The sequence below is a fragment of the Rhodococcus globerulus genome, from assembly GCF_019334125.1.
Classification (GTDB): domain Bacteria; phylum Actinomycetota; class Actinomycetes; order Mycobacteriales; family Mycobacteriaceae; genus Rhodococcus_F; species Rhodococcus_F globerula.
Map to the genome: position 1 here is coordinate 2,241,995 of NZ_CP079698.1, position 26,029 is coordinate 2,268,023.

At 62.8% G+C, this 26,029-nt stretch carries 26 protein-coding genes; 10 read left to right on the top strand and 16 right to left on the bottom strand.

Annotated elements, in window-relative coordinates; all coding sequences use genetic code 11:
- The first annotated feature begins 5 nt into the window (after window positions 1–5).
- Window positions 6–392, top strand: coding sequence for a VOC family protein (locus KYT97_RS10120; RefSeq protein ID WP_033236479.1), 387 nt, complete (start codon window positions 6–8; stop codon window positions 390–392).
- Window positions 393–454: 62 nt separating this feature from the next.
- Here KYT97_RS10120 and KYT97_RS10125 read toward each other — a convergent pair whose 3' ends face one another.
- The 5 genes from KYT97_RS10125 to KYT97_RS10145 form a co-directional block, all read right to left on the bottom strand.
- On the bottom strand, window positions 455–817 hold the full coding sequence (locus tag KYT97_RS10125) for a hypothetical protein (RefSeq protein ID WP_174557328.1): 363 nt from the start codon (window positions 815–817) through the stop codon (window positions 455–457).
- Window positions 814–1,557, bottom strand: a complete 744-nt coding sequence (locus tag KYT97_RS10130) for an ABC transporter ATP-binding protein (protein WP_116101728.1) — start codon at window positions 1,555–1,557, stop codon at window positions 814–816. The genes KYT97_RS10125 and KYT97_RS10130 overlap by 4 nt, the downstream gene beginning before the upstream one ends.
- Entirely contained in the window at window positions 1,554–2,297 is a 744-nt protein-coding gene (locus KYT97_RS10135; RefSeq protein WP_219112178.1) for an ABC transporter ATP-binding protein, read from the bottom strand. The genes KYT97_RS10130 and KYT97_RS10135 overlap by 4 nt, the downstream gene beginning before the upstream one ends.
- A complete protein-coding gene (locus tag KYT97_RS10140) occupies window positions 2,290–4,542 on the bottom strand; it encodes an ABC transporter permease (RefSeq protein WP_219112179.1) in 2,253 nt (750 codons plus the stop codon). The genes KYT97_RS10135 and KYT97_RS10140 overlap by 8 nt, the downstream gene beginning before the upstream one ends.
- Before the next feature lie 82 nt (window positions 4,543–4,624).
- Window positions 4,625–6,049, bottom strand: a complete 1,425-nt coding sequence (locus tag KYT97_RS10145; RefSeq protein ID WP_045063800.1) for an ABC transporter substrate-binding protein — start codon at window positions 6,047–6,049, stop codon at window positions 4,625–4,627.
- A 262-nt stretch (window positions 6,050–6,311) separates the two neighbouring features.
- On the opposite strand from KYT97_RS10145, the gene KYT97_RS10150 reads away from it, so the two are divergent.
- From KYT97_RS10150 to menE, 5 genes are read left to right on the top strand one after another with little or no spacing between them, the layout of a single operon-like run.
- The gene (locus KYT97_RS10150; RefSeq protein ID WP_033235447.1) at window positions 6,312–7,496 is read left to right on the top strand and encodes an inorganic phosphate transporter; all 1,185 of its coding nucleotides are present in this window, start codon (window positions 6,312–6,314) and stop codon (window positions 7,494–7,496) included.
- Between the two features lie 14 nt (window positions 7,497–7,510).
- Window positions 7,511–7,774 carry a hypothetical protein gene (locus KYT97_RS10155; protein ID WP_141484749.1) on the top strand — a complete coding sequence of 88 codons (264 nt, stop codon included), beginning with the start codon at window positions 7,511–7,513 and terminating at the stop codon, window positions 7,772–7,774.
- A 55-nt stretch (window positions 7,775–7,829) separates the two neighbouring features.
- Complete coding sequence (locus KYT97_RS10160; protein ID WP_033235449.1) at window positions 7,830–8,162, top strand: DUF3349 domain-containing protein; 333 nt, start codon at window positions 7,830–7,832, stop codon at window positions 8,160–8,162.
- A gap of 4 nt (window positions 8,163–8,166) precedes the next feature.
- Window positions 8,167–8,472, top strand: coding sequence for a DUF3349 domain-containing protein (locus KYT97_RS10165; RefSeq protein WP_033235450.1), 306 nt, complete (start codon window positions 8,167–8,169; stop codon window positions 8,470–8,472).
- Complete coding sequence (gene menE / locus KYT97_RS10170) at window positions 8,469–9,608, top strand: o-succinylbenzoate--CoA ligase (RefSeq protein WP_219112180.1); 1,140 nt, start codon at window positions 8,469–8,471, stop codon at window positions 9,606–9,608. The genes KYT97_RS10165 and menE overlap by 4 nt, the downstream gene beginning before the upstream one ends.
- Before the next feature lie 18 nt (window positions 9,609–9,626).
- Here menE and KYT97_RS10175 read toward each other — a convergent pair whose 3' ends face one another.
- The 4 genes from KYT97_RS10175 to KYT97_RS10190 all read right to left on the bottom strand — a co-directional run bounded on the left by KYT97_RS10175 (window position 9,627) and on the right by KYT97_RS10190 (window position 15,497).
- Window positions 9,627–10,364, bottom strand: a complete 738-nt coding sequence (locus KYT97_RS10175; RefSeq protein WP_172936296.1) for an ABC transporter ATP-binding protein — start codon at window positions 10,362–10,364, stop codon at window positions 9,627–9,629.
- Window positions 10,361–13,081 (bottom strand): branched-chain amino acid ABC transporter permease/ATP-binding protein, encoded by a 2,721-nt coding sequence (locus tag KYT97_RS10180; RefSeq protein ID WP_219112182.1) that lies wholly within the window; start codon window positions 13,079–13,081, stop codon window positions 10,361–10,363. The genes KYT97_RS10175 and KYT97_RS10180 overlap by 4 nt, the downstream gene beginning before the upstream one ends.
- Window positions 13,082–13,107: 26 nt before the next feature.
- Complete coding sequence (locus KYT97_RS10185) at window positions 13,108–14,319, bottom strand: ABC transporter substrate-binding protein (RefSeq protein WP_033235453.1); 1,212 nt, start codon at window positions 14,317–14,319, stop codon at window positions 13,108–13,110.
- 284 nt (window positions 14,320–14,603) lie between these two features.
- Window positions 14,604–15,497: a type IV toxin-antitoxin system AbiEi family antitoxin domain-containing protein gene (locus tag KYT97_RS10190; protein WP_172936299.1), complete on the bottom strand. Its 894-nt coding sequence runs from the start codon at window positions 15,495–15,497 to the stop codon at window positions 14,604–14,606.
- A gap of 242 nt (window positions 15,498–15,739) precedes the next feature.
- Between KYT97_RS10190 and KYT97_RS10195 the strand changes: the two genes are divergently transcribed.
- Both KYT97_RS10195 and KYT97_RS10200 read left to right on the top strand, forming a co-directional pair.
- Window positions 15,740–16,747, top strand: coding sequence for a daunorubicin resistance protein DrrA family ABC transporter ATP-binding protein (locus tag KYT97_RS10195; RefSeq protein ID WP_033235454.1), 1,008 nt, complete (start codon window positions 15,740–15,742; stop codon window positions 16,745–16,747).
- Window positions 16,744–17,571, top strand: a complete 828-nt coding sequence (locus KYT97_RS10200; protein WP_033235455.1) for an ABC transporter permease — start codon at window positions 16,744–16,746, stop codon at window positions 17,569–17,571. The genes KYT97_RS10195 and KYT97_RS10200 overlap by 4 nt, the downstream gene beginning before the upstream one ends.
- Window positions 17,572–17,581: 10 nt before the next feature.
- Here the strand turns inward: KYT97_RS10200 and KYT97_RS10205 are convergent, their stop codons facing one another.
- Window positions 17,582–20,776, bottom strand: coding sequence for an AfsR/SARP family transcriptional regulator (locus tag KYT97_RS10205; RefSeq protein WP_245006064.1), 3,195 nt, complete (start codon window positions 20,774–20,776; stop codon window positions 17,582–17,584).
- A gap of 61 nt (window positions 20,777–20,837) precedes the next feature.
- Here KYT97_RS10205 and KYT97_RS10210 point away from each other — a divergent pair, with 61 nt between their 5' ends.
- Window positions 20,838–21,707, top strand: coding sequence for a 1,4-dihydroxy-2-naphthoate polyprenyltransferase (locus KYT97_RS10210; protein ID WP_045063810.1), 870 nt, complete (start codon window positions 20,838–20,840; stop codon window positions 21,705–21,707).
- A 31-nt stretch (window positions 21,708–21,738) separates the two neighbouring features.
- Here the strand turns inward: KYT97_RS10210 and KYT97_RS10215 are convergent, their stop codons facing one another.
- From KYT97_RS10215 to KYT97_RS10230, 4 genes are read right to left on the bottom strand one after another with little or no spacing between them, the layout of a single operon-like run.
- A complete protein-coding gene (locus KYT97_RS10215) occupies window positions 21,739–22,119 on the bottom strand; it encodes a phage holin family protein (protein ID WP_033235458.1) in 381 nt (126 codons plus the stop codon).
- A gap of 39 nt (window positions 22,120–22,158) precedes the next feature.
- The gene (locus tag KYT97_RS10220; protein WP_219112184.1) at window positions 22,159–22,704 is read right to left on the bottom strand and encodes a Clp protease N-terminal domain-containing protein; all 546 of its coding nucleotides are present in this window, start codon (window positions 22,702–22,704) and stop codon (window positions 22,159–22,161) included.
- 4 nt (window positions 22,705–22,708) lie between these two features.
- Window positions 22,709–22,942, bottom strand: coding sequence for an HTH domain-containing protein (locus tag KYT97_RS10225; protein ID WP_033235460.1), 234 nt, complete (start codon window positions 22,940–22,942; stop codon window positions 22,709–22,711).
- 57 nt (window positions 22,943–22,999) lie between these two features.
- Window positions 23,000–23,737: a lysophospholipid acyltransferase family protein gene (locus tag KYT97_RS10230; RefSeq protein ID WP_219112185.1), complete on the bottom strand. Its 738-nt coding sequence runs from the start codon at window positions 23,735–23,737 to the stop codon at window positions 23,000–23,002.
- A gap of 93 nt (window positions 23,738–23,830) precedes the next feature.
- Between KYT97_RS10230 and KYT97_RS10235 the strand changes: the two genes are divergently transcribed.
- Window positions 23,831–24,367: a GNAT family N-acetyltransferase gene (locus KYT97_RS10235; protein WP_219112187.1), complete on the top strand. Its 537-nt coding sequence runs from the start codon at window positions 23,831–23,833 to the stop codon at window positions 24,365–24,367.
- Here KYT97_RS10235 and cds1 read toward each other — a convergent pair.
- Both cds1 and KYT97_RS10245 read right to left on the bottom strand, forming a co-directional pair.
- Window positions 24,333–25,436 carry an L-cysteine desulfhydrase Cds1 gene (gene cds1, locus KYT97_RS10240; RefSeq protein ID WP_219112189.1) on the bottom strand — a complete coding sequence of 368 codons (1,104 nt, stop codon included), beginning with the start codon at window positions 25,434–25,436 and terminating at the stop codon, window positions 24,333–24,335. The two genes, KYT97_RS10235 and cds1, sit on opposite strands and share 35 nt — an antisense overlap.
- The gene (locus tag KYT97_RS10245) at window positions 25,433–25,819 is read right to left on the bottom strand and encodes a DUF4229 domain-containing protein (protein WP_033235463.1); all 387 of its coding nucleotides are present in this window, start codon (window positions 25,817–25,819) and stop codon (window positions 25,433–25,435) included. The genes cds1 and KYT97_RS10245 overlap by 4 nt, the downstream gene beginning before the upstream one ends.
- Between the last annotated feature and the right edge of the window lie 210 nt (window positions 25,820–26,029).

Genomic DNA, 26,029 nt, shown 5'->3' on the forward strand with positions numbered 1-26,029 from the left:
GTTCCGTGGAGATTCTGAGCAGCCGAACGATATTGCGCCCCGACGACTACGAGCTGACTCTGAGCTTCTACCGAGACACCCTCGGGTTGGCTATCGCCCGTGAATACCCCGGCGGCACAGTGTTCTTCGCCGGACAGGGGTTGATCGAGATCGCCGCACACGGCGCCGCAGGCAACGGTGGGTTCCGGGGCGCGATCTGGCTGCAGGTTCGCGATCTCACGGCCGTGCAAACGGAACTGGTGCTCGCCGGAGTCAAGATTGCCCGAGAGGCACGTCAGGAACCGTGGGGTCTTCACGAGATGTGGATCGCCGATCCAGACGGGACGCCGATCGTCATGGTGCAGATTCCGGACGATCATCCGATCCGACGCGACTCCCGAACGCCGCAGTAGTCTCCGAGCGCACGAAATGCCCGCCACGGTTTCCGTGGCGGGCATTTTCAGTTGAGCTGGGTTCAGATGCGTGTGTTCAGTGCCTGTGCGATCTGATCGGTCTGGGCCTGGCCTTCGAGCAGCTGACGCACCAGCCACAACCGCAGGACCTTCGCGACGGACGCGGCGATGAACATCGCCGCTCCGATGACCGTCAACGCCAGGAACGCGATAGCCAAGATCTGGTACGACGCGATGTTGCGCAGATCCGATTCCGTGAGCGAGGAGATGTAGAGGACAAACGCGCCGACTACCCCCACCACCATCAGGATCAGGCCGCCGAACAGTGTTTTCGCGTCGCCACCGGACTGTCCCTTGTCGAGTTTGAGGTCGGTGATGTTCTTCTTGAACTCATCACGGCGATCTTCAACTGTCGTCATCGTCATCCTCCTAGATAACTGGTAGAAAGTTCTTCTTCGATCTCATGCGGGTCACCGACCCGAGTAACGCGACCCTGCAACATCAACGCCGCCGACGTCGCGATCGGCAACACCGCCCGCGCGAACTGCTCCGCCACGAGGATGGAAATACCTTCCGCGGCAAGTGAACCCACCACGTCGTACATTTGCGAGACAATCCGTGGTGCCAGACCCATCGACAACTCGTCGAGCAGCAACACCGTCGGATGAGTTCCCAATGCCCGCGAGAGCGCGAGCATCTGCTGCTCACCGCCGGACATCGAACCCGCCAACTGACTCCGACGCTCCCCCAGGATCGGGAAACGTGTGTACGCAACCTCTTCCAGGTCCGCGAGGGAGGCTCCGGTTCCGGTGGCGATCCACAGGTTCTCCCGCACCGACAGGTTCGCGAAGATCCCACGGCCTTCCGGGATGGAACACACACCCAACCGGGCGAGTTCGGACGCTTCGATTCCGTTGACGACCCGTCCGGCGAGTTTGAACTCCCCGCGTGTGACCGGTAGGACACCGGAGCACACCTTCAACGTGGAGGTTTTTCCGCCGCCGTTCGGGCCGAGCAACGCGACAACGGCGCCGGGCTGCAGGACGAGGTCCACGCCGTGGAGGACTTCGATGGCCCCGTAACCGGCACGCACACCCGATAATTCGAGCAACGGCTCCGGACGCGGTGTTTCGGCCGCTGCCGGGTCGATCGTTGCTGCGGTCATACTGCTTCCTCCTCGGTGCCGATGTACGCGGCGATCACTTCGGGGTCGGTGCGGATCTTCTCCGGATCACCCGTGGCCAACACCGCTCCGTAGTCGAGTACGTGAATCGTCGAGCACACCTTCATCACCAACGGAATATCGTGCTCGACCAGACAAATTCCCAGACCCCCGGCGGCGAGGTCGGTGAGCATCTGCGCGAACACCTCCGTTTCCTGCTCGGTCTGACCCGATGCCGGCTCGTCGAGAAGCAGAATCCGCGGGTTCGTCATCAAGGCCCGCGCGACCTCGACGACTCGGGCGCGGCCGGTGGGGATGTCGGAGACATCCTTGGCCGCTACATCGCTCAGGCCGGTCAGCTCGAGCAGTCGATCCGTTTCGGCGTCGACGTCGATCTTGTTGCCGCTGTTCGCCTTGTGGATGTCGCCGGCGACGCGCAGGTTGTCGCGCACCGACAACGAGACGAACAACTCGAGGCGCTGGAACGTGCGCGCCAAACCTTTGTTGGCGCGCTTGTGCGGCGCCAACTTCGTCACGTCCACGCCATCGAGGAAGACCTGTCCCGACGTCGGTTTCTGCAACCCGGTGATGGTGTTGAACAGGGTGGTCTTCCCGGCGCCGTTCGGGCCGATCAACCCGGTCACCGTTCCCGGGGCCACCGTCAGGGACACATCCTTGACGGCCACGTGGCCACCGAAACGTACCGTGACACCGCGGGTTTCGAGCAAAGGTGTCTCAGACATGAGCGGCCAACTCCTTTTCGGATTTGACGAGGTCGATGCCGAGTTCACGGTCGAGTTCGCCGCGCACCTCGTCGCTGTACGGGACGTCGATCCCGACCTCTTCCGGGACCAGCGTCTTCTTCGCCGCCAACTCCTCGGGGGTGAGAACTGCTGCCGGCATGACCATTTCACCGATCACCGGCAACAGGAACACCACCGCGATGGTGATGGAGGCAAACCACCAGTTCCCGAGCACCCCACCCAGGGCGAGCAGATACGTCACCGCGATCACGGCGGCGCCGCCGTAGAGGACCGGTGTGGCGTTCATCAAACGGCGGTACCCTTCGACGACCTGGTGGATGGTGCCGCTGGGGTTCGCGCCGACCCCGATACCGATCAACGCCGGGCTCACTGCCGCGATGTTGCCGAGCAGCAGCCACATTCCCTCGAGTTCGGGCTGCGCCGACGCGAGGTTGGTGAACGAGACCATGATGACGGCAAAACCGATGCCCGCCATCAAACCACCGAACAGGGCGCCACTGACGTAGCCGATTCCGGCGACGACGGTGAGCATCAGCAACGACAGCGAGACCATGATCGCGAAGCTCTCCCCCGAGACCGAGCCCATCGCGCTCGACATCAGGATGCCGCCCAATCCGGCGATGCCGGAGGAGATCATGAACACGCTCAGCTTGAGCCGAACCAACGACTGGCCGAGCATCGCCGATCCGGCGGGGCTGTCCTTCATCGCGGCGAGACGACGGCCGTAACCGCTGTTGCGCAACGCGATCACTCCGACACCGAGCACGGAGAACAGTGCCGTGACGGTCATCAGGAATACCGTGTCGTTACTGAGATCGAGCGGCCCCACCTTGAGCGGCGGGATCGCGATGTTGCCGTCCTTGAACAGCGAGTACCGGATGCCGAACATCTCGTGTTCGGTGGTATCACGCAGGACCATGTTGGAGAGGAACACACCGAACGCCATCGTCGCCAAAGCCAGATACAACCCGCGCAGACGCAGCGCCGGCAACGCGACGAGACCACCGATGACGGCGGTGACAAGCACACCGACGACGATGCCCCACAGGTTCAGATGCGCCGCCAACCCGCTACCGGAGATACCGAAATGGAACGCCACGATGGTGGCGATGGCACCGAAAGAGACCGGCGCCAAGTTCAATTCACCGGCATACCCGGTCAACAACGTCAGCGAAAGCGCGATGATCGCGAACGTCATCCCGATCGTCAACGTCGTGATCGCCGACGTCACCATCAGCAGACGCAGCAGATACACGATGACAATGAGCGCGACACCCCAGATGACGGCCTTGCGGACCGTCGGGACGTGATACCGCTCGCGGGTACGGGTGACAGCGCCGCGCAGACGGTCCTGCGGCAGCACGATCAGCACCACGAACAGCGCGATCATCGGCAGGGAGACACGGAAATTCGACGTCCAACTCCAACTTGTCGGGAAGTACGCCAACACGTACGTACCGGCCAGACCGAGAACCACGGCGCCGACAAACGTGCGCGGAATACTGCGCAACCGGCCGAACATCGCGGCGGCAAACGCGTCGATCACCAACAGCGTCAACATGTTCGCTTCGAGGGTGCCGCCGCTGATCGGGGTGATCAAGATACCCGCCAACACCGCCAACGTCGATCCCATCGCCCACGACAACGCGGCGAGGCGTTCCGGGTTATGGCCGTTCAGGCGCAACAAATCCGGATCGTCGACGACACCGCGCATCGCGACACCGGCGCGGGTTTTGGTGAACAGGATCCGCAGACCCACCGCGATACCGATCGCGACGAGGATGCAGATCAACTCGTGGTAGCGGATGCTCGCACCGAACACCGTGATCTTGGACTGATCACCGAAGAACATCTGCATAGTGCGCGCGGTCTCCGGATGCCAGAACCAATGCGAGATCGAGAGCATACCCAGCAGGATCGACACCGTGACAACAATTTTGGTGACCTCCGCCGTATCGCGCAGGCCCTTCATGATGAACAGATACAGGCCCAGCCCCATCAACGGGCCGACCACAACCAAAGAAATCAGCAACGCAACCACGGTCGGGAGTTCCCAGCCGTACCGCAACTGCCAGTAGATGAACGCACCGAGCATCGCCTGAGCGCCGTGCGCGAAATTGAAAATTCCGGACGTGTTGTACGTGAGCACCAACCCGGAAGCGGCGATCGCATACACCGATCCCAGGACCAAACCCAGGATCGTGAAAGTGACAAAAGTGTTCATAACTGAACCCTCGTTAGGGGAGGAAAGGCGGCACACTGCGCGCACTCGAAACACACGGAGCGCGCCACCTTCCTCAGGTGGATCAGGACTGCGGCTTGATCACATTCGCGTTCTGGTACTTCGTGGAGATGCGATCGGCATCCAGATCGGTGCCCCACGTGCTCTTGTCCGTGGCAACCATGTACTTCGGGTCGCACTTGAACTCGCCTGCCGTCGTCGGGAACGCCTGTGAGTATTCGGCGCCCTTCAGTGACGTCATGAGACCGCAGGTGGCCGGCATGTTCTTGCCCGGATCGGTAGCGGCATGCAATCCGCCGCCGTCCCAGTCGTCGATCTTCGAGAGTTCGTTGACCATGCACTGGCGCGTCAGGTCGCTGCCGCACTCATCCGCAGCGGTGGCCCACAGCAGGAACGACGATGCAGCCTGCATACCGAGAAGTGCCGTCTTGCCGCCCTGCTCGTTGACCAGGTCGACGTACTTCTTGACAGCGGGAACCTTGTCCGCGTTCTCGAGCATCTGGAAGGTCATGCCGGCGTTCAGGTTGTCGAGCAGGCCGGTGTCCTTGTTCCAGGACGCGATGGACTCGCCGTACCAGGTGGCCTCACCGAAGAAGATCGGATCGATCCCGACCTGATCGAGAGACTTGACGAAGTTCAGCTCGGCCGGGCTGGCCGAACGCGAGGTCCAGATGCCCTTGGCACCGCATTCCTTGAACTTCTCGGCAAACGGCACGTAGCTGGATTCGCCCTCGTAGTTCAGGGTCACGCCGCAGTCCTTGAGCTTGAAGCCCGCAGCCTGGGCGATGGACCGAATCTTGTTGGTGGAGGTGATGATCGTCGGCATCGTGCTGTTGACGACGTCGAAGTCGTTCAGCAGGTCCGGATGCATCTCGGCCATCTGGAACCACTGCGAACCGTTGGCGTAGTCGACGGGGAACGGGACACCCTGAAACGTCATCGGTCCGTTGGCGGCGTCGGGCGACACCGTGAATCCGGGAACGGCAACCATGTTGCAGGCCACACGGGTCTGCTCTGCTGTCTGGTCCATTGCAAATCCGTGGCCGACCAACATGAACTGGCTGGCGCAGGCTTCCTGCATGACCGAATTGGCCTGCGTCATCGCCGCGTCGTAGTCGGTACCGACAACCTTGCGGCCGTTGATGCCGCCCTGATCGTTGCACCACGAGATGAGGGCGTTGACCGCGTCACTCATCTCCTTGTTGAGGCCTGGCGACTTCACGTAGCCGCGGTCGTCGCCGAAGCCGATCTTGATCTCGGTGTCGCTGACACCCTGATCCGTCGCGCCCTTCGCATCTCCGTCGCCGCACGGCGAATCCAGGGTTCCGAACTTGGCATCGGAACTCTTCGACGCAACGTCGGCCGTCGCAACGGATGCACCGTTCGACGTTGCCGACGGGTCGTCACCGCGGTCGCCTGCACAGGCAGAGACCAATGCAGCAGTTGCGGCCAGTGCCACAACCAGCTTCGCGGTCTTGTTGGGCTTCACTTCGAAACTCTCCTTCTCACACACGTGCGCTGCCGAACAGCGCGCTCAGTGCCGTAGGTAATCAGCGATCAAAACGCGACGAATGTGCTTTCCCGGTCAGTGAGACGGAAAAGTGAAACGCAACACAAGAGTTCGGAGCAGTGTCACTGAACACGCCCTCAGCTGCGGTAGCGCAGCCCACGCGCCCGCCTCTACCTCATGTCACGGAAGGTCACATCTCGTTGGCTGTACATTTACGCGTTCGATACGCACAATTCACGTTGTGACCGCAGAGCTCGTAATCCTCCTGGTGGTAGTTGTCACCGCCCTCGCGTTCGATTTCACGAACGGATTTCACGACACAGGCAATGCAATGGCCACATCCATTGCCACCGGCGCACTCAAACCGAAGGTCGCGGTCACACTCTCCGCAATCCTGAACTTGGTTGGCGCCTTCCTGTCCGTCGAGGTTGCGGCGACGGTCGCCAAAGGCGTCGTCAACCTGGGCGCGGTCAGCGGACAGGACCTTCTTCTGATCGTTTTTGCCGGTCTGGTCGGCGGCATCATCTGGAACTTGGCGACGTGGTTGCTCGGCCTCCCGTCGAGTTCGTCCCACGCGCTGTTCGGCGGTCTGATCGGCGCGGCGATCGCGTCCATCGGAATGGGCGGCGTCGAGTGGGGTGGCGTCCTCACCAAGGTTGTCGTTCCGGCACTCCTGGCCCCCGTGGTGGCGGCACTGGTTGCCGGCGTCGGCACCAAGCTCGTCTACCGGATCACCGCGTCCGTCAAGGAAGACGAGCGTGAGCGCGGATTCCGTTTCGGTCAGATCGGAACCGCTTCACTGATCTCCCTTGCGCACGGCACCAATGACGCCCAGAAGACAATGGGCGTCATCTTTTTGGCCTTGGTGGCTCACGGATCCATCACCGCCGAGACGGAGATGCCGTTCTGGGTCAAGTTCACGTGTGCCGTCGCAATTGCGTTGGGTACCTACCTCGGCGGATGGCGAATCATTCGCACACTCGGCAAGGGTCTCGTCGAGATTTCCGCACCTCAGGGACTAGCTGCCGAAGCATCCTCGGCCGCAATCATTCTTACGTCGAGCCACCTCGGACTCCCGCTGTCCACGACTCACGTTGCCACCGGATCCATCCTCGGCACCGGCCTCGGCCGCAAGGGCGCTGAAGTTCGCTGGGGCGTCGCCGGACGCATGGGTGCCGCGTGGCTGATCACTCTCCCGTCGGCCGCAATCGTCGGCGCGATCTGCTGGGCCATCGCACATTTCATCGGCGGACTCGCCGGTGTTCTGGTCGTCTTCGCCGCCCTGATCGCGTTTGCGATCTTCATGTACGTGCGTTCGCGTAAAGAACCTGTCGACGCGGCCAACGTGACCGCTGAGTGGGACGAGAATCAAGCTGTGCCCGTCGCAGATCCGACACCGACCCCCGAGACCACCCACAACTCCTGAAAGGGCAGACGAGAATGCATCTCCTCACCGACACTCTCGAATCACTCTGGCAGGTAGTTGCCGTCGGCCTGCTCTTCGGCGCCGGATTGCCCGCGATCTTTGCGCTCGGCCTCAAATCGCTGAGTCTGCAGAACGCCGACGGCTCCGACGGGCCGACTGCGCTCGGCAAGGCCGGAGCCTATCTGTGCTTTGCCGTCGTGCTGATCACGATCTTCGCTGGGATACTGCTGCTGATGAAGAACTTCCTGGCCAGCACGTTCGGAATCAACGTCTTCTGAATCCGGCGCAAGGGCGATCCGACTCCACCACCGAAACGAAAAAGAGGCCGAGGATTTGAGCAAGTATTCATTGCGCAGCGTGCTCGACTGGCTGCGGGCGGGATACCCCGAAGGAATCCCGGACAAAGATCATTTTGCGCTGCTCGCCGTATTGCGTCGACGCCTGACCGACGAGGAAATCGAACAGGTCGTCGCGATGTCCATCGAATCCGCGCACGAAGTTCCGGATCGGCACGTCGACTACGACACGCTCCGGGCGATCATCGAGGGGATCCTCCACGAGGAATCCTCCGAAGAGGACGTCGAACGTGTGACTGCGCGTCTGCGCGCAGGCGGGTGGCCCGTCTTCGACGACAACGCCGAACATGAAGTTCGAGATGTGAGCTGACGTCATGGCCCTTCCGCCCTTCCTCACCTCGATAGTCGGTTGGTTGCGGGCCGGCTATCCCAACGGCGTTCCCGAACAGGACTACATTCCGTTGTTTGCTCTGCTGACGCGTCGACTCTCGGAAACGGAAGTCGACGCGGTTGCCGACGCGTTGATCGAAGACGGTGATCTCCCGATCGAGAAGACCGACATCCAGGTCCTGATCACCAAGATCACCAACGAGATGCCGCTGGAGACCGACGTCGATCGTGTCCGCAGTCATCTTGCTGCCGGCGGCTGGCCGCTGGCCGGACCGGACGTTCGACGATGAATACCCTCGAAGCACTACCGATTCCGCAGGGCGCGTCCGCCCTCGAAGTCTTGCCGCACATCGCCCGGATACTCGACGGCACAGGCCCCGCCGTTCTCCCTGTCCCGGCCGCTGATTCGCGCGAGAGAGCCAGGCTCTCCGACGCTCTGCATCCCGGCGAACCCATCGACGACGGCATTGCCCTGGTTGTGGCGACATCGGGAACCACCGGGACTCCGAAGGGAGCGATGCTGCGCGCCGACGCACTACGCGCGAGCGGCGAGGCCACCCACGAGTACCTCGGCGGGCCCGGTTCCTGGCTACTTGTCCTTCCGCCGCACCACATCGCGGGCATGCAGGTTCTGCTGCGCAGCGCTCTCGCCGGAACCGAACCCGTTGTCGTCGACGTCAGCTCGGGTTTTGATCCCGCCGCGCTTCCCGCTGCGGTTGCCGCGATGAGTGGCCCGCGAAAGTACACGTCGATGGTCCCGACACAGTTGGTCAAAGCGCTGTCAGATCCCAGTGCTGTCGACGCGCTTGCCTCCCTCGACGCCGTACTGCTCGGTGGAGCCGCAACTCCCGTACCGGTTCTCGAGCAAGCCGCCACGGCGGGCATCGAAGTTGTGCGAACCTACGGCATGAGCGAAACCGCCGGCGGATGCGTGTACGACGGAATCCCGTTGTCCGGGGCAAAGATTCGCATCGACAACGGCCGAGTTCTGCTGGGCGGGCCGATGCTCGCGTCCGGGTATCGTGGACTCCCGGATCACCCGGCCTTTTCCGAGCCCGGCTGGTTTCGCACCGACGACGCCGGATCGGTAGTCGACGGCGTACTGCGCATCAGCGGACGCCTCGACGAAGCGATCTCCACCGGCGGGCTGACAGTGGTGCCGCAGGTCGTCGAAGCCGCACTCGCTGATCATCCCGCTGTTCGGGAGTGCGCTGTCATCGGCGTCGCCGATCCGCGCCTCGGCCAACGGGTCGTGGTGTGCGTTGTACCCGAAGGCGCACCCCCGACGCTCGAAGAATTGCGCGCCCACGCTCAGCGCACTCTCGATGTGACCGCAGCGCCGCGCGAGCTGTTCGTCGTGGACGCACTCCCCCTCCGTGGCCCAGGCAAACTCGACCGGGCGGCTCTGGTGGCCAGGTTCGGCTGAAGTTCTGCGCACTGGAGCCTATTGCTCTGTGCTCGTTGGACTCTGCGCCAGATAGGCACGTTGCACGGCGTCGAGGTCCGCACCGATCTCTGCTGCGGTGCCTTCCATCATCACTGCGCCTCGGCGCAGGACGTACACCCGATCCGCTACCGCGAGCACCTGCCGCACGTGTTGTTCGACGAGGAGTACACCGAGACCCTGGCGGTCCGCGGCCTCCCGCACCACGGCGAGTAGGCGCTGCACGATCTGCGGCGCAAGCCCAAGCGACAGTTCGTCGGCCAGCAGGAGACGAGGTTCCCGGGCCAGCGCTCTGGCCAGCGTCAGCATCTGTTGTTCACCACCTGACAGTAGGCCTGCCGGACGCTTCAGGAGAGCGCGCAACTCGGGGAATATCGCGCAGGCTGCGTCTGCGGATACACCTGCCAGGCGGAGGTTCTCGGCCCCGGTCAGGCCCATGATCACGGACCGTTCCTCGGTCACGTAGCTCAGACCGCGACGCGCCAACGACGACAGGGACGAACGCCGACTGGAGCCGAGTACCGAGATCTCGCCCGATATCGGGGCAAGTTCTCCGGCCACGGTGAGCATGGTGGTGGACTTGCCGGCGCCGTTGGCGCCGATAAGTGCCACCACCTCCCCCGATCGCACCGTGATGTCGAGGTCACGGCAGACCACCGCCCCCGCGTAACCCGCACTCAGGCCACGGCATTCGAGGACAACGTCCGCCGCCACCGTCTTCTCACTGGTGCTTGTCATCGTGTTGCCTCCGTTGTCGTCTCGATGTCGGTACCCAGATAGGCGTCGCGGACAGCCGGGCTGGAGGCAATCTCGTCCGGTGTTCCGGACGCGATCACCCGGCCGGCTTCGAGCACCACGATCCGATCGCACGTGGACATCACGAGTCCCATGTCGTGTTCGACGAGAAGCACCCCCGCGCCGCGTTGTACGGCCAAGTGCCGGATGGCAACTGCGAGTTCACGGCTCTCGGCGTCGTCCAGTCCGGCTGCCGGCTCGTCGAGCAGGATGACGGACGGTGCGGAGGCAACCGCTCGGGCGATGCCCACCAGCCGTCGCCGACCGTACGACAGTTCGCCCGGTAACTTGTCCAGATCGTTCTCCAACTCGAAGTCCCGCACAACGGTCGACGCACTCGGTGAGAGTGGATGACGGCCGGGGCGAATCAGATCGGTAACCCATGTGCGCCAAGTCGATTCGTCGGCGCCGGCATGGATGTTCTCCCCGACGGTGACGTCCTCGAACAGCTCGAGCGACTGGAAGGAGCGGCGGAGCCCACCTTTGGACCTGCGCGCAGTGGACCACCCGGTGATGTTGTTGTCCCCCAGGGTGAGTTGCCCCGCCGCTGGGCTGACAAATCCGGTGATCGCGTCGATCACCGTGGTCTTCCCGGCCCCGTTGGGTCCGATCAGACCTACCACTTGCCCCGGAGCAACATCGAGGTCGACACCGTCGACCGCGACGACGCCGCCGAATCGCACCGTCAATCCCCGTACGATCAATGGCGTCGGGGTTACCGAACCAGTTGGCGATTCATCCGAAAGTTGATGACCACGGCCCTTTTTGCGGGTGCCGAGCGTGCTCAGCCCTGGAACCGACCGAAGCCCGCGCGAAATCATGTCGGCGATACCGTTCTGATTGGTGAGCAGAGTGACAATGAGGATCACACCGCCGAGCAGTGCGGCCATAGCCAAGCCCGAGAGCAGTCGGCTGAACAGCGCTCCCGGCGCCATCAGCGCACCGATGACGCTACCCAGTACAAAGCCGAGGCCGCCGGTCACCGTCTGGACTACGGCATTGATCGACGCGAACACGTTGAACTCGAGATAGGTGACCGCGGTGTTGCGTAGACCGAGGAGAATGCCTGCCACAGCAGCCAAACCGGCTGCAAACGCAAACGCGTAGATCTTGACGGCAAACACGCTGATCCCGAGCGACGCCGCCGCTCGCTCGTTGGTCCGCACAGCGATCAACCGTCTGCCGGTGCGCGAGCGTCGCAAATTCGCGACCATCAGTGCACACAGCACCAGCGCTACGAGGCACAGCAGAGCCCACCGCTCGGGGTAACGCGTTGGCGTCACCTCCAGCCCGAACAGGCTCAGCTGGTTGATCTTCACCGAACCCTCGAGCTTGTCGCCGGTGAAGGTCGGATTGTTGAACACCATCTCCTGGATGGTGAACCCGAGCCCCAGTGTGACAACCGCCAGATTCACACCCCGCGTTCGCAACGCCGGCAGCGCGAACACCACCCCGATCACAATCACCGCCACCACGCTCACCAGCGCCGCCGGCACCAGTGGCCAACCGGCCTGCCCGACGAGCCGCGCGGCGAACAGCGCACCAAGGCCACCGACGGTGTACTGGGCGAGCGAGAGCTGGCCGGCAAAACCCGTCAGGACCACGATCGAGAGCAGGAACACCGCCGCAGCCAGAGTCAGCGTCAAGGACCGCAGCCAGTCGCCACCGGCCGCAATAATGCCGACAGCCACCAGAACTCCGAGTATGACACCTGCCCAACGGATCTCGCCTGATCCGAGTTTGGGCAGCCGCTCGGAAACATGACTGCGCAGCGGCAACCCCTTCCCCCGCACAACGAGCACCACCAGGATCACCGCGAACGGCACTGCCCGATTGACGCCGGTGAGCGTCTCCATCCCGAGGAGATCCCGCAGGCCGTCCTGATACAGGACGACCAGGCTCTCACCCACACCCAGCAACAATCCGCCGAGCAGAGTGAGTGGGAAGGAGCGGAAACCACCGAGCAAAGCCGCGGCAAGCGCCGAGACCGTCACGATCACCACAAACGCCGACGGAGTGAGCCCGGTCAAGGGCGCCACCAGGATTCCCGCGCCGCCGGCGAGCGCTCCGCCAACGGTCCAGGTCAACGTTGCCAGACGCTGCGGAGACCAGCCGAGCGCAGCGGCCGCTCGCTCGTGCTCGGCGGCCGCGGTAATGGCCAAGCCCACCCGGGTGAACGTGGTCCAGGCCCACAGCGCCGCCGTCGACAGCACCGCGATACCCAGCAGGATCATCCGATCCTGCTGTACCACAACACCTCCCCAGTGATACGCGTCGTCGGGCAGGAAGGCACGCACCCGGATCGGGGTGCTGCCGTAGTACTGCTGCACCCCGGCCTGCAGGATCACCATCAAGCCGAGGGTGGCGGCCAGCCGGACGATCGGCGCGGCATTGGTGAGCCACCGCAACACCAGCAGCTGAAATGCCAGTCCGATCAGTCCAGCCACTACCGTTGCCACGAGGAAAGCCGGAACCAGGCCCCAATCATGATCGCGCTGAAGGGTTTCCAAACTGAAGTAGGCCCCCACCATGGCGATCGCGCCTTGCGCGAAGTTCACCACCCCGGAACCGCGATAAACCAGCACGATGCCCTGCGCCAGGAGCGCGTAGGCAGAGCCCGCCCCCAGGCCGAGAATCGCAAACTGTAGGAACTCAGTCATTCGTCAATCTCCAGGGTGAATTCAGCTCAGGCAGTAGGGTTGCGCAGGTCGTACTGAACCGGATCGGTGATGACAACGTCACCGTCGAACGTCATCCGGTACATCATCGAGTTCGAGACGCGCTGGAAGATCCCGAACGGCTCGACCGCACTCGGCGTCCAAGCGGGCACAAGGCCCGCCATGTCAAGGGCCTTGGCATTCTCGAATCCCTGCATGACCGTGTTCTTGTTGACATCCTTGAGATCCTTTGCGACCTCACCGAATGCGCGCACCGTCAACCACGGGTTCATCGCGTCGCCGTTGAGGTTCTCGCGCCCCAGTTCGTCCTTACCGGACTTCTCCATGTCTGCCAGGAAATCCTTCAGACCGGGAAAGTCGTCGGTGCTCGACGACGCTGCGGGAGTCGGGCCGGTGTACGTCGAGGACGTGGCGAAGGTGCCGAGATCCTGCAGGTCCGCCTGGGAGAAGCCCGCCGACCCCAACGCGAAAGTCAGCTTCGATCCGAGCTGCTCGAACGACTGCGCGATCGGGTTCGCGTCGGCCGCGCCCAGCGCCATGATCACGCCCTGCGCGCCGTTTCGTTCTGCCGCCGCGATGAATTGGGTGTAGTCGGTCGCACCGGTACCCACTGCGACGTCGTTGACGATCTCCGCCCCCTTGGCCTGCACCGCAGGGGTCAGCAAGCCGACCAGCTGGGCGGTTACCGGAAGGTCGGGGCGCATCAAGGAAAGCTTGGTCTTGCCCTGTGCCACCAGCATGTCGATCATTCCGTACAGGTTGAGCAGTGAACCGGAGAACGGCGTGTAGACGTTGGTCGCGGTGAAGTCGGCCATGTTCACCGGGTTCAGCCCGATGCGGGCGATTCCGGCGTCCAGCAGGATCTTCGACGATGCCTCCGACGAAACCGGAGTGAAGTCCGCGAGCGTCGCGACGGCCCCCTCGGAGACCATCTTGTTCGCGCAGTCGACCTCCTTGTTCGGATCACCCATGGAGTCGCACTGAATCAGCTCGAGGGGGCGTCCGTTCACGCCGCCCCGATCGTTGAAAGCGTCGACCGATGCGACCATGCCGGCGGCGTAAGCGGCGGAGCCGAGCCCCGGCGCCTCGATCGGAGCGATCTGACCTACCTTGATCGGATCTCCGGTCGCGGCGTTCTCGGACGGGTCCGAACCACTATCGCTGCTGCAGCTCGACACGAGCAGTCCTACAGCCGCGAGCGCGGCGATTGCTGGGGTCATTCTCTTCAAGTTCACGTGCGCGTCCTTTTGTGTGTAGACAGCGATGTTTCGGACGCCCTGCCCTGGCCTGATCCACTGAGCTGCGACTACTCAGCCGAGGAAGCGCCAGTCCGTCCGACTTGGCAGCAGCGTATTAGAGCGAGTCGCTCCGTAAGGGCGGTTTCGCGAAATTCCGTTACGGAGCGCTATGCAATGTTACGTTTTGCCTGGTTCGCGCACGGCTCGACAAGCTCCCGCAGGCCGAATGTTCAGCCGCAGGCCTGATCACCCGCGCGGCCGAACATTCAGCGCGCGACGCCGCGCACGCACGCACGATCGAAGCGCTCCCGCACCCGTTCGAAGTCCCGCAGATCCGCCCACACCCAGCGGAATACCTCGAACCCCGCATCTCGGATTGCGTCCTCGCGCAGTTTCTCGCGCTCCACCACCGCACCCGGATTCTCGCTGCGGTACTTCACCATGCCGTCGAACTCGCCCACCACCCCGAATTCTTCCCAGAAGAAGTCGACCCTCCCGATGAACCGTCCGCCGAGGCGGATCTCCTGCTGCAAGGTCGGCATCGGCCATCCGTCGGCGCGCATGCGCACCCGGCTGATGGACTCCCCTGGGCTCTCGGCACCGGGTTCGATGAACTCGGCAACCACCCGCGCCCGGCTCATTCCGCGGCGGCCGTGCAAACGTTCGAGCACGGATGCAAGATCGTCACGTCTCATCCCCCGGCGCAGTGCACAGTCGCCGATCACCACGGCATTCTCAAACGATGTCGTGCGCGCGATATCGACAATCGTGCGCGCCAGCGACGTCGTTGCCACACCGTCGACAAGCACGATCTCCTCCGGAACCAGCGGTGCCGGATGAAGGTGGAAGGTGGCACTCTTTCGCCCACCCGAGCTTCTGTTCCGCGTCACGTGCACAACATTCAGGCCTAACCCGCCGCAGTCCAGACCGTGCATCACTGCCGCGGATACATGGCTGACGATTGCGCCTGGTCCGCAGGCTGCAGCGGTGGCGAGGGCGGTGTGGCGGTGACGGGCTCGCACATCGAGTTCACGGTAGTGATCGGCTCGCATGTAGATTCCCGCTGCGATTCGGTGCAGCTCTCCGCACCTGACGGCCCGCTGCAACTGCGCGTCGCTGATGCCGTCCCGATGGGCCTGTGCCCGCGTGAGAATTCCCATGTGGCGAGCGTGCCGCCTCTATCGGCGTACGTCAGCAACAAATGTTCGGCTGGGGATAACGCTGGCACTGTGGAGAAGCCTGCCGCTATGGATAACACTGCCGCGCGCAGAATCAGCACACGCGCGCTCGATCAGGGCTGCGGCTGCATAATCGCCCTGCGGCGCGGGGCACAGTCCCCCTTGCACGGCTGCGCAAGTTCCACGCAAGGCAAATGCAAGCGCACTCTGTCACGCTTGATCCCATGAACCACACAGCTTCACCTCTTGCCATCGAGGCCGAGGGCCTAGTCAAGATGTTCGGTGAGCAACGCGCTGTCGACGGAGTCAGCCTCACCGTGCCCACGGGATCGGTGTTCGGCGTGCTCGGCCCCAACGGCGCGGGCAAGACCACCACCGTTCGCATGCTCGCCACCCTCCTGCGCCCCGACGGCGGTGAGGCCCGCATCTTCGGCCGCGATGTCAGCCGCGAACCCGTGGCGGTGCGATCCCTGATCGGCGTGACCGGGCAGTACGCGTCCGTCGACGAGGACCTGACGGCTACCGAGAACCTGGTGATCTTCTCCCGTCTGCTCGGTCTGAGCCGCAAGGACTCCCGCAAGAAATCACTCGAGCTTCTCGAGGAATTCGACCTCACCGAAGCCGCAGCCAAACCTCTCAAGAACTTCTCCGGCGGAATGCGTCGACGCCTCGACCTCGCGGCCAGCCTGATCGCCCGCCCGCCTCTGTTGTTCCTCGACGAACCCACGACCGGCCTCGATCCGCGTACCCGCGCCCAGATGTGGGAGACGATCAGGCGACTGGTCGCCGAGGGTTCGACGGTCATGCTGACCACGCAATACCTGGACGAGGCCGATCAGTTGGCCGATCGGATCGCGGTGATCGACCGTGGCCGAGTGATCGCAAACGGCACAGCTGACGAGCTCAAGGCGTCGGTGGGCATTTCGTCGTTGCATCTCAAACTCGTCGAGCGCGATCGAACCGACGAAGCCCGATCCATTATCGCGTCGATGCTCGGTGTCGAGGTAGGTGTCACTCCCGAGGTCGGCCGGATCACCGCCCCGCTGAGCGACCCATCCGTAACCGCCGATCTCCTGATCCGTTTGCGGGAGCGCGGCATCGCCGTCGACGAGATCAACGTGCAGAAGCCCAGTCTGGACGAAGTGTTCCTCACCATCACCGGGCATCAACCCGAAGACCATGGACGCAACGACGCCGATTCCGACAACAACTCCGATCGGATTCCCGCATGACCACTACTCTCACCACTACCAAATCGCCAGTCGCCGATCTCACTTCGGCTCCGCGGCGGATCAGTCTCGAGCAGAGTTTCGCGAATACGTTCACGATGGCGTACCGCGGCATTCTCAAGATCAAGCACAATCCCGAGCAACTGTTCGACGTTGTCATCCAGCCGATCATCTTCACTCTGATGTTCACGTACATCTTCGGCGGCGCCATCGCCGGCGACGTCACGGCCTACTTGCCGACGATCATCCCCGGCATCCTCGTCCAGACGGTCATCACCGGTTCCATCGTCACCGGCACTCAGCTTCGTGAAGACATGGACAAGGGTGTGTTCGACCGCTTCAAGTCGTTGCCGATCGCCCGTATCGCTCCGCTGTCCGGCGCCTTGCTCGCGGACGTCGTTCGGTACGGCATCGCCACCACCATTACGTTCATCGTCGGTTTTGCCATGGGATACCGCCCGGCCGGCGGTGCGATCGGCATCCTGTCTGCCGCGATTCTGGTGATGGTGTGCGCGTTCTCGATCAGTTGGATCTTTGCACTCATGGGCGTGATGATGAACAAAGCGTCTACGGTGCAGGGCGTTTCGATGCTCGTGCTGTTCCCCCTGACGTTCATGTCGAATGCGTTCGTCGATCCCGCCACCATGCCGAGCTGGCTTCAGAAGTTCGTGAACGTCAATCCGGTCTCACAATTGGTGACCGCAGTTCGCGAACTCGCGAACGAAGGCCACTTCGGTATTCACGTGGTGTGGTCGCTCGTCGGAGCGGCAGTCATCGTGGCCGTGATGGCACCGCTGACCGTACGGATGTACATGCGCAAGACGTAAAGAGAGACGATTACCCACGCGACCCGCGAAGCGCTGCAAGAACTGCTTCGCGGGTCGTGGCGCGTGGGTATCTCGAAGCCGTGTTCACCGCGTCAAACCACTGTTGGTCACCGACAATTCCGCGCGCGAATGCGATGAGCCGTGCATGCTGCAGCGAGGCAAAATCCTGCCGTCCCCGCATCACGACGGCCAGGGCCAACAGTTCGATGCCGGGCCCGACGTTCCCGGTCGACAGATCATAGGCACCGACGGCCGCTGCGACCGAACCCGTCAGTGGCAGGTCGGTATATCCGTTGGGATGCAACTTGATCAGACTCGACTCGACCATCCGGTGTACGTGATCCGCAACCATCGGCGACTGCCCTGCCAGCGCGTGTGCGCATACCGCGGCAGCGCTGAGCAGGATGACAAACGGATCTCCGTACACATTGCCCATCGCGTCGCCGAGCAGATCCAGCGCCTCTCGGTACTGGCGTAGACCGAGTTCGACATGGCCCTCCGCCAGGTCTGCCTCGGCAAGATTGGCCGACATCGCCGACCGCCGCTGATGATTTTCGATCGCAGAGCTGGCGCCGACCTGCGCCAGCGCGGGCCGCAGTTGATCCAGCAGCGCGCGGCCGCCCGCGGAATCGCCGTCGGCAATCAGCGCGCTTGCCTGAAACCCGATGAGCTGCACCGCTTCTTCGTGAGCTCCCAGACTTTCGCTGGCCGCCGCTGCCAGCGCGTAGTACTCGGCAGCTTCGGCATATCTCGTCGATTGACTGTGGACCGAGCCGACGTGTTGAGCGGCCATCGCGACGCCCCACTCGTCTCCGATCTCTCGGGCGTACCGCAGAAGATCCTCGGCATCACTACGTGCACCCCGCACATCGCCGATGTTCTCGCGCAAGTTCGACCGCGCGAACAACGCCGCCGTCCGGGTCTCGGTGTCAGCGCTGCGGACTCCTTCCGCCAACAACCGCGCAACGCCGTACCCGGAGCGGGGACTATTCAGCAGTCGGATGAAAAACACGAACATCGGCCGCAGATCGCCGCGCTCGCGCAGCATCTTTCGGAGGCGAACCCTTGCTCGAACGTGATCGCGACTGAGTTCGGCGAACAGTAGATGCATCGCCACCAACATGAACGTCGTGGCCGCCAAGTCGCCGTCTACGTCACGTAGGTCGTGATCTCGAGTTGCTTCGATCACCTTCGGTGCCCAGTTCGCTACTTCCGTGTGTGCACCCCGAATCGACCAGAGCACTCCGAGAACCGGGAAGACACTCGCTGTGGTCACGCCGTCTTTGCCGTCGACTGCCCAACGCAGCACAGCAAGGAGATTGTCATGTTCGGCGTCGATCTCGCCCACAAGGCGCAGCTGATCGGAACGAGCCCGTCGGCGAGCGTCCCCGGCGATCGCGACGGCCCAGCCACTAAGTCTCCGAAGAACTTCCGTCCCCTCACCGAGATCGCCGAGTTTCTCCTCGCCGTATTCGCGAACCGTCTCGAGCATGTGGTAGCGCAACCCGTCCGGCCCGTCGACGACGGTAAGCAACGACTGGTTGACCAGAGCCTCGATCGCGTCGGCTATGTCATCCACGCCGTCCCACTCGGCGACCGCTCGCGCCGAAGACAATGTGAAACCAGCCGGGAATCGGCACAATCGAGCCAGTGCCACTCGATACTCGGGGCCGAGCAGATTCCAACTCCAGTCGATCACCGCGTGCAGAGTGCGATGGCGATCCGGCGACGTGGGGTCACCGGATCGCAAGAGCGCGAATCGATCACTCAGGCGCGCCGAAATTTCCTCGACGCTCATCGTCCGCACGCGGGCCGCCGCGAGTTCGATGGCCAACGGCAAGCCGTCGAGCGTCGCGCACAGCTTTCCGACGGCCGCCAAATCGAGATGTACGGATGGTCGCACGGCTCTGGCCCGAGCCGTGAACAATTCCACCGCAGACCCGGAATCACCGTGAATCTCCAACGGAGGCAACGGATAGACGACCTCTGCACTGAGCATGAGCGGTGATCGACTTGTCGTCAGAACGGTCAACTGAGCACTGGCTGCAATCATCTCGGCAACGATGTCCGAGCAGGCCCGGAGTACATGTTCACAGTTGTCGAGAATCAACGTCATCGGACCGGCCGAAAGAACCTCGACCAACCGCTCGCGGGCGGAGTGCGTTCGCCCGACTGTCAGGCGACCTGGTGCCAGATCGGCTTCACTGATTCCGAGGGTGCTACCGATCGCCGCGATCACGTCGTCGCTGCTTCGCAACGACGCCAGTTCGACCAGAACAACGGACGTGCGGGCCGAGGCCCGCGACCCCAATTCGTGTGCCAGACGGGTTTTTCCCGCGCCGCCGGGTCCGAGGATCGTGACGACGCGAGACCGTTCGAGGAGTGCCTCGATTCTCTCGATATCGTCTCGGCGGCCGAACATGGCGTTGGGTGCCGCGCGCAAACCGATCGCGCGGGAACTCCGGACCGCCGCAGTCGACGCAGTCGGCGCAGCGAGCAAGTCCGCGTTCAGCGCCACCAGAGCCGGCGACGGATCAACGCCCAACCGGTCAGCCAGGCGCTCGCGGTGCACCGCGAACATCTCGAGCGCATCGTTGACACGATCCGAACCTGCGAGCGATCGCATCAGGTTCCCGGCAGCGGTGTCGTCGAAAGGATTGTCGGCGTGAGCTTCTCGCGCAAGAGGAAGTGCCTCGGAGAAATCCCCGAGCTCGAGCAGCGAGCGCAGTCGCAGTGTGACAAGTTCGCGGCGCAGGCTCTTGGCACGCGAAGCCAACTGCTCACCCGCCGGCCCGACAACATCGTCGCCCGGGCTCCCCCGCCAGAGATTCAGAGCTGCAGTGACTCTCGTCAGCAACTCGCGCGGGTGCACGTCAGCACCCCGAAGCGCTCGAACCTCGTCTTCGGCTCGCGCGAGATCAACCTGATCCCGTGTCACCGTGAGCCGATAGCCCGCCGGCGTTACCTCCAGGGCGCCTTCCGGGAGCGCGGATCGCAGCCTGGACACCTGCGTGTGTAGAGCATTGGTCGGTGAGCGCGGCGGCTCCGACCCCCAGATGTCGGAGATCAGGCTCTGCGGCGAACATGGATGCCCCGGATCGAGCGCCAACGCGGTAAGCAGGGCGCGCGCTCGCGGCCCGGGCACTCCGACCCACCGATTCGCCGCCCCGATCGACACGGGGCCGAGCAGAGTTATGCCAGTCACGTCTCGAGTCTTGTCCTGATCCACCGCGTTCGATGGTATTGCACAGTGCAAAGATCGTTGTATGGCTACAGCTGCTCAATGGATCGAAGGCGCGAGACCGCGCACCCTCCCGAATGCGATTGCCCCGGTGCTGGTCGGCACCGGAGCAGCGGCGTCACTGGATCACGCGGTGTGGTGGAAGGCGCTCCTCGCGCTGATCGTTTCCCTGGCTTTGATCATCGGGGTGAACTTCGCGAACGATTACTCCGACGGAATTCGCGGGACGGACGACGATCGCGTCGGGCCGATTCGCCTGGTCGGATCGAAGCTGGTCAGCCCCGGCACCGTCAAGGCCGCAGCCATCGGTTGCTTCTCGGTCGCGGCTGTTGCCGGATTTGCCCTGGCCGCTACGACGGCGTGGTGGCTGGTCGCGGTTGGCGTGTTCTGCATCATCGGCGCCTGGTACTACACCGGCGGCAAGAAGCCGTACGGGTACAGCGGATTCGGCGAGATCGCCGTGTTTGTGTTCTTCGGCCTGGTCGCGGTTCTGGGAACTCAATTCGTGCAGGCGGAACGCATTGATCTTGCCGGACTTGCCGGCGCCGTTGCCATCGGTTCCTTCTCTAGTGCGGTTCTTGTGGCCAACAACTTGCGAGACATCCCGACGGACTCCGAATCCGGAAAGATCACACTCGCCGTCCGCCTCGGCGACGCGAAGACCCGCACGTTGCACGTCGTCCTGCTGGCTGTTCCGTTCATCGCAACACTGCTGCTTGTTCTACGAACACCGTGGGCGCTGCTCGGACTGCTCGCGTTGCCACTTGCAGTCCGAGCCAACGCACCACTGCGCTCGGGCGGTCAGGGCATGGCTCTCATTCCTGCCCTGCGCGACACCGGACTCGCAATGCTTGTCTGGGGTGCCGCGACGGCAGTTGCGCTCAGCCTGGCCTGATCAGCGAAAGCTTGATCAGCGAAGGCCCTGATCAGCGATTCTCGGGCACAAACGCGCTGAGGACGAAGTTCACGACGGAGATGATCAGTGCGCCCCAAACAGCGGTCCAGAATCCGTCGACGGTCAGGCCGGCGTCCAGCGACGTCGAGATCCAGGCCGTCAACATCAGCATGAGCGCGTTGATGACGAGCGTGAACAACCCGAGCGTGAGAATCAACAGCGGGAGGGACAGTAGCTTCAGCAACGGCTTGATGAACGCGTTGACGACGGTGAAGATCAGCGCAATTATGGCGATGACCAGGATGTTTCCCCACGTATCGTCTTGATTGCTGTCGATGGTGATTCCGGTTACCCACATGGAGGCGAGCCAGATAGCTATTCCGTTGACTATGAGACGTGCCAGAAATGTCATGTCTGAATGCTGGCACATGATCCCGTCATGTCGTGGTGTCTAGGCCGCTGGGCGCATCGCCGATTCCAGCCGGCTACGGATCTCGGGGATGCTGACCTGCGCTTCGAGTGCCGTGCGCGTCGGACCATCGGCGACACGCAGGATGCCGAGGAGTATGTGCTCGGCGCCGATGTGGTTGCTCTTGTGCGCAACCGCTTCCCGCAGTGACAGTTCGAGAACCTTCTTCGCGTCCTTCTCGAATCTCGAGCGTGGGAAGGCGAATCTGCTACGACGCGAACCGATCCCGGCAGGCACGGCAGGCTCGTCGAGCGCTCCCTTCCCGAACGCTTGCTCGAGGCTCTCCCGAATGGCGGCCAGGTCGATGCCTATCGACGCCAGCACATCGGCGTCTTGATCAAGATCGTTCGTCGGAGTCTCGCTGTGCAGCGATTCGGCGGTGACACCGCACTCGCGCAGGGTCGCTGTGGCGATGCCACGGTCGGTGGCCAGAAGTGCTTCCAACAATTCCTGGGGAGTCACCTGATCGGCACTGCCGACCGCGTCGACGACAACCGCGCGTGCGTCTGCAGTAAACCTCTCGAACATTTCCCTACCTGCCTTTCCCTCGTTGCGACTCTGCGCTTGCATGCTTCTTGTGGACGGCCTGACGGCTCACCTCGAGAGTCTCGGCAATCGCTTGCCAGGACCATCCCTGCTTGCGCGCGTTGGCAACCTGGATGGCTTCGAGTCGTTCGAGCAGTCGTCGCAGCGCCCGAACGGCCCGCAAGCCCTCGGCTGGATCGGGACTGCCCGCGGCGGTGGCGAGTGAGGTCGCTTCGGTCATGGTGTCAATATAGGTTGACAAACGGCAGGCGTCAACCAAAGTTGACACATTGAGCGATCAGTAGCTCGCCACGGCGCCATCCACGGCACGCTGCAGATCGCCTTGTACGACGCGAGCGATGTCCATCGGTTTTCCACCCAGGTCGACTACCGGAGTGCCGATGAAAACCCGGGCGCTCTTGACCTGACCCGCCTCCGGCCCGTAGCTGATTCCAACCGACAGGAGTGCAGGCGAGCATCCCAATTTCTCTGCGCGCGAAACGATGTGGCCGATTCCGCTGTTGACGTGCTGCAGCGTCCGGGGATCCTCGGTATTGCAGGTTCCCTCGGGGAAAATCGCCAGACAGTCCCCCTCGCTCAAGCGCTGCGCCGCAACGTCCATCATCACGCGGCCCGCGTCCGACACGGCCCGCAGTCCGTGATTCTTGCTGCGGAACACCGGAATGCTGCCCATCATGTCGACCTTTTTGCGCTGAGCTGGATCAACGAAGAGCTCATCCTTCGCCAGCACGCGAGTCCGCCCGATCACGCGCCGCAGTGGGGTGCGCCACGCCGTCGCCGCAAGCGTGAATTGGTCACTCTCCGTAAGGTGATTGACCGCAACCACCAGTTGCGTCCCACGCCCGAGTAGAGCCGCCAACGCGGCTTCCGCGCCAGGTGCATAAGCAATTCGCGGACGATATTTCAGTGCCAGCGCGGCATAGGCAAGCTTGGCCACGAACCGATTCTGCTGGTGACCGCGGTAGTACTCGTACACAGCCTCGTAGTTGTCGAGCGAAACCTCGGGAGCGTCCATAGGCCAAACGATACACAACCTACGGTTGCGTAGGTTTGGGATTCCGGGCGACTCGGTTGGGCGAAATTCGACACTCGAGGTACAACGGATTCTGTGATTCGCTTGGCTGTCCCCGATGACCTACCTGCACTGCAACTGATCGAAACAGCCGCGGGTGAGCCCTTCCGAGACGTTGGAATGGACGCCATTGCCGACGATCCGCCCCCGACTCTCGACGAACTCACGAAGTACCTCGAAGCCGATCACATCTGGGTGATGACCGATGCCGCGAACACAATTCTCGGATACGCCCTTGTCGACATCATCGACGTCGGGGTTCATATCGAGCAGGTATCAGTGCACCCCATGCACTCACGCAAAGGCTTCGGCGCGCAGTTGATCGACTCCATCGCCGACTGGGCTGGAGCACACCATCACCACGTGGTGACCCTGACTACGTTTGCCGACGTCCCCTGGAACGCGCCCTACTACGAGCGACTCGGATTCGAGCGCATACCCGAGAGCACGATGTCCCCGGATCTCATCCGGATCCGCACGCACGAGCAAGCGGCCGGACTCGATTCATGGCCCAGGATCACGATGAGCCGTCCAACGCTCAGGCGCCGGCCGTCCACGTCCCGGATCGGATGAACTCGTCCAGAACCGCTGTCGGCGTCTCGAGTGAAATACCTTCGGACGCAACCCAATCATCGTTGTAGTACGTCCCCGAATAGCGTTCTCCGCCGTCACAGAGCAGCGTGACGACGCTGCCGCTTCGTCCTGCCGCCATCATCTCCGCAATCAAGGCGAAGGAGCCCCACAGATTTGTTCCGGTGGAACCACCGACCTTGCGCCCCAACGCGTCACTGGCGTGACGTGCGGCAGCAATGGAGCCGGCGTCGGGCACCTTGATCATCCGATCGACGACCTGACCGACAAACGAAGGCTCGACGCGAGGTCGACCGATGCCTTCGATTCGCGAGCCGCGAGTACCGACTATGGACGGATCACCGGCCCGCCAGGCGTCGAAGAACACCGAGTGTTCGGGATCGACAACACACAGCCCGGTGTCGAATTTGCCGTAGCGCAGGAAGCGACCGATGGTCGCGCCCGTTCCACCGGTGCCTGCGCCGACGACAACCCACTCCGGGACCGGGTTTTCCTCACGTTCGAGCTGAGTGAAGATCGACGCGGCGATGTTGTTGTTTCCACGCCAGTCCGTTGCGCGCTCGGCATGAGTGAACTGATCCATGTAGTGCCCACCCGACTCGCGCGCGAGCCGCTGGGATTCGGAGTAGATCGACGACGGGTCGGTGACGAAGTGGCAACGTCCGCCGTGCGCTTCGATCAGGGCGATCTTCGCGGGACTGGTGTGAGCGGGCATCACAGCCACGAATTCGAGCCCCAGCAACTTCGCGAAGTACGCCTCACTGACGGCCGTCGATCCGGACGAAGCCTCGATAACGGGCGTGTGTTCGGTAACCCAACCGTTGCAGATGGAATACAGGAACAACGAGCGCGCGAGACGGTGCTTGAGGCTGCCGGTGATATGCGTCGACTCGTCTTTGAGATAGAGCTGGACGGGCCAGTCGTTCGGTAGCGGGTACCGCAGGAGGTGGGTGTCGGCGCTGCGCTGAGCGTCGGCTTCGATCAGTCGGACCGCGTTGTCGACCCAACTTCTCGCACTACGGCGCGAGACGTCGACCACCTCCGAGGTCACCGCTGGTCACCACGCAGTTTGGCGCGCAAATCGTCGCGATCTTCGCGACGCTGAGCGTCAACTGCGGCAATGCCGACATTGACGCGCTTACGCAACTTGGCAAACAGCAGAAGCGAGAGCGGAAGCGCGATCAACACGGCAAACAAGGCAGCTACGAGCAGGGGAACCTCTGCACCGACAGCCTTTCCACCGAACATGATGACGGCACCGATTACGACTACCAGCACGAGTCGGGCAACTGAGTACAGCACGACATCTCTCGCCAATTGCCCCTTCGTGACAACCCCACCAGAGGCAATTGCTTGCCCAGAGTTAACGGGCTCCGACTTGGCCAGGTCGGGCGTAGAAGGCTGGTTTTCCGGACGTTCAGGCAACTTACTCACACTGCAAGGTTACCTACTCCGGGCGACTAAAATAATCGGCCCGCTTTATCCGGTTTGTCCTTTACTTTTCCTTTACCTAAATATTAAGGATCGACTAACTGGGCAACTCTGTGCAAACATTGCGCTACCAATCCAAAAAAGGTCGAACGTGGACAGGGGCCGCCGAAACAAACTCGGCGTAGGTTTTGAGCTACTGTTTCGAAACACATG

Excerpts from the sequence above, each read along its gene's own strand:
- KYT97_RS10175 (WP_172936296.1), bottom strand. The coding sequence starts at position 10,364 with ATGACAAGCACCAGTGAGAAGACGGTGGCGGCGGACGTTGTCCTCGAA.
- KYT97_RS10165 (WP_033235450.1), top strand. The coding sequence starts at position 8,167 with ATGGCCCTTCCGCCCTTCCTCACCTCGATAGTCGGTTGGTTGCGGGCC.
- KYT97_RS10135 (WP_219112178.1), bottom strand. The coding sequence starts at position 2,297 with ATGTCTGAGACACCTTTGCTCGAAACCCGCGGTGTCACGGTACGTTTC.
- KYT97_RS10185 (WP_033235453.1), bottom strand. The coding sequence starts at position 14,319 with ATGACCCCAGCAATCGCCGCGCTCGCGGCTGTAGGACTGCTCGTGTCG.
- KYT97_RS10190 (WP_172936299.1), bottom strand. The coding sequence starts at position 15,497 with ATGGGAATTCTCACGCGGGCACAGGCCCATCGGGACGGCATCAGCGAC.
- KYT97_RS10215 (WP_033235458.1), bottom strand. The coding sequence starts at position 22,119 with ATGACATTTCTGGCACGTCTCATAGTCAACGGAATAGCTATCTGGCTC.
- KYT97_RS10125 (WP_174557328.1), bottom strand. The coding sequence starts at position 817 with ATGACGATGACGACAGTTGAAGATCGCCGTGATGAGTTCAAGAAGAAC.
- KYT97_RS10195 (WP_033235454.1), top strand. The coding sequence starts at position 15,740 with ATGAACCACACAGCTTCACCTCTTGCCATCGAGGCCGAGGGCCTAGTC.
- KYT97_RS10220 (WP_219112184.1), bottom strand. The coding sequence starts at position 22,704 with ATGTTCGAGAGGTTTACTGCAGACGCACGCGCGGTTGTCGTCGACGCG.
- KYT97_RS10180 (WP_219112182.1), bottom strand. The coding sequence starts at position 13,081 with ATGACTGAGTTCCTACAGTTTGCGATTCTCGGCCTGGGGGCGGGCTCT.
- KYT97_RS10210 (WP_045063810.1), top strand. The coding sequence starts at position 20,838 with ATGGCTACAGCTGCTCAATGGATCGAAGGCGCGAGACCGCGCACCCTC.
- KYT97_RS10200 (WP_033235455.1), top strand. The coding sequence starts at position 16,744 with ATGACCACTACTCTCACCACTACCAAATCGCCAGTCGCCGATCTCACT.
- KYT97_RS10230 (WP_219112185.1), bottom strand. The coding sequence starts at position 23,737 with ATGGACGCTCCCGAGGTTTCGCTCGACAACTACGAGGCTGTGTACGAG.
- KYT97_RS10155 (WP_141484749.1), top strand. The coding sequence starts at position 7,511 with ATGCATCTCCTCACCGACACTCTCGAATCACTCTGGCAGGTAGTTGCC.
- KYT97_RS10140 (WP_219112179.1), bottom strand. The coding sequence starts at position 4,542 with ATGAACACTTTTGTCACTTTCACGATCCTGGGTTTGGTCCTGGGATCG.
- menE (WP_219112180.1), top strand. The coding sequence starts at position 8,469 with ATGAATACCCTCGAAGCACTACCGATTCCGCAGGGCGCGTCCGCCCTC.
- KYT97_RS10130 (WP_116101728.1), bottom strand. The coding sequence starts at position 1,557 with ATGACCGCAGCAACGATCGACCCGGCAGCGGCCGAAACACCGCGTCCG.
- KYT97_RS10225 (WP_033235460.1), bottom strand. The coding sequence starts at position 22,942 with ATGACCGAAGCGACCTCACTCGCCACCGCCGCGGGCAGTCCCGATCCA.